The following is a 1,702-nucleotide window of genomic DNA, read 5'->3' as shown; positions in this document are numbered from 1 at the left end:
CCCCTCAGCGGGTGCCGGCTGTCGTCGGGTCGGGCTGAAATGTGTGAGCGCACGTGCTGGGTTGCTGAACGTTAGCGGGCGGGCATCTTCGGGGCCCGAGGCGGACCTCACCGGTGAGGTCGGCGCGGCTGAAGGCGGGTCAGCCGATCCGCTGGGCCAGGGGCACGATAATCCCACCGGACCGCGCACATGGGTGATACGCCATCGGTGATACCGAGATAATCGCAACGTCGTAGATGCGGCGTGAGGTCATTCTCCGGTGTTCATCGTCTCGATCCATCCGGACGGATGGAGCCGACGCGGATTCTCAACACAATCACCTGGACCGCTTGGGCAAGTCCGGCCTCCACGAACCTTAAACCGTCAGCGCGTGCCGGCCGCATGGACGGCCGCGGCTGGCTGGCCCTGCCGTGACTGGCTCCACGCCATCCAGCCACCCGATGCAGCCATGAGCAAGGCACCGGCCGGTTGCGTCGGAAGGCTGCTGCCCGTGGTCGCCTGCCCCAGCACGACGCCGAGGAGGTAGAACAGTACGGCGCCGGCAATCCATAGGGCCCCGGCCCAGCGGGGGAGCGTGCGGGACTGCCAGACCGCGACTCCAAGCAAGACGTTGCCAAGGAACGCGAGCACGATCCCGAGCAGGAACGAGACCGTCATGGCGGATGGAAACTCCAGAAGCATGACGTCCCGGTTCCCTTCCAGATACGCCTTCCCGATCGCGGGAGTGGCGAAAGTGGAGAGGACGGCGGGGACCATTAGCAAGGCAGTTCCCGCGACGGTGATGACTGTTGCTGCCAGTGCCAGGCGGCCGACGCGGCTGTTGGCCAGGCAGCAGCCCAGCGCGAACACCCCGAAGATCGCGAGGATGGTGCCTCCGTAGCTGCCGAGCAAGTGGCTTGATTGATACGAGCCCGAGCTGACGAACCGCGCCCAGGCGTCTGGATCCTTTTGCTGGTCCGGCTGAGGCTCAAGCGTGGCCCAGGCGGTGATCAGGCCGTAAAGAGGTAACGTCCACAACCCCGCCCGGATCCAGTGGGTGATGTTCTGTGCGTTCATGGACCGCTTCCTTCCTCGACCATGAGCCCGCCGCCTGCCCGGAAACGGGACGACGCCTGCCCCAGCGTAGTTCCGGGGCCGCGTCCCGGGCTAGGGTGCGTTGATTCACGGGAAAGGTCCGCGGAACTGCAAAGCTGCGGTGCATCCCGGTCTGGGCGCGCACTGAGCCGAGAGCAGATGGCCGACTGGCGGGGACTCTACCCACTCCTTCGAATCGGGCAGCGAATCGTGCCTGCACGGTATCTTCGCGCGCCGCTGACCGTAGGCTCCATCCGTGTAGATCGCGCCCCGACTTCCTAGTCGTTTAGATCGAAGTCGAGGTCAAGGTCCCGTGGTGTTCTAAGTTGCCGCCAGATTGAAGCGACTCGGGCGGTGGGCAGGGTTGATGCAATGGGCATCCGGTCCACGGCGGTCAGTTGTTTCAGGGCGAGCCCGGTCAGCACCGCGATGTCTCTGATGGGTACCTGGAATGTTCGGAAGGGACCCAGTGGGGGGGAGCCTGTCGAGTGCACCGGGGCGGGGTACATCCGGGAGGTCCGCCAGCTGGGGTGTCTGGTCCACGACTTCCCATAAGCGCCTTTCGCTGTCAGGTTCACTTCGTTGGACCCCGGACGTAATCGATGATCTCCCGGAACAGCGGTCCAAC

At 65.0% G+C, this 1,702-nt stretch carries 1 protein-coding gene; it reads right to left on the bottom strand.

What is annotated here, in order from left to right; translation table 11 throughout:
* Positions 1 to 363 precede the first annotated feature (363 nt).
* On the bottom strand, positions 364 to 1,056 hold the full coding sequence (locus AC1D1W_RS20600) for a DUF4386 family protein (protein WP_459384570.1): 693 nt from the start codon (positions 1,054 to 1,056) through the stop codon (positions 364 to 366).
* Positions 1,057 to 1,702: the final 646 nt, after the last annotated feature.

Source organism: Arthrobacter sp. P1_B4, from assembly GCF_056406555.1.
Note: the sequence above shows the minus strand (reverse complement) of the source record. Positions and strands in the feature narration are given on the sequence as shown.

Bases quoted from the DNA above. Each gene is read 5' to 3' on its own strand.
- AC1D1W_RS20600 (WP_459384570.1), bottom strand. From the start codon at position 1,056: ATGAACGCACAGAACATCACCCACTGGATCCGGGCGGGGTTGTGGACG.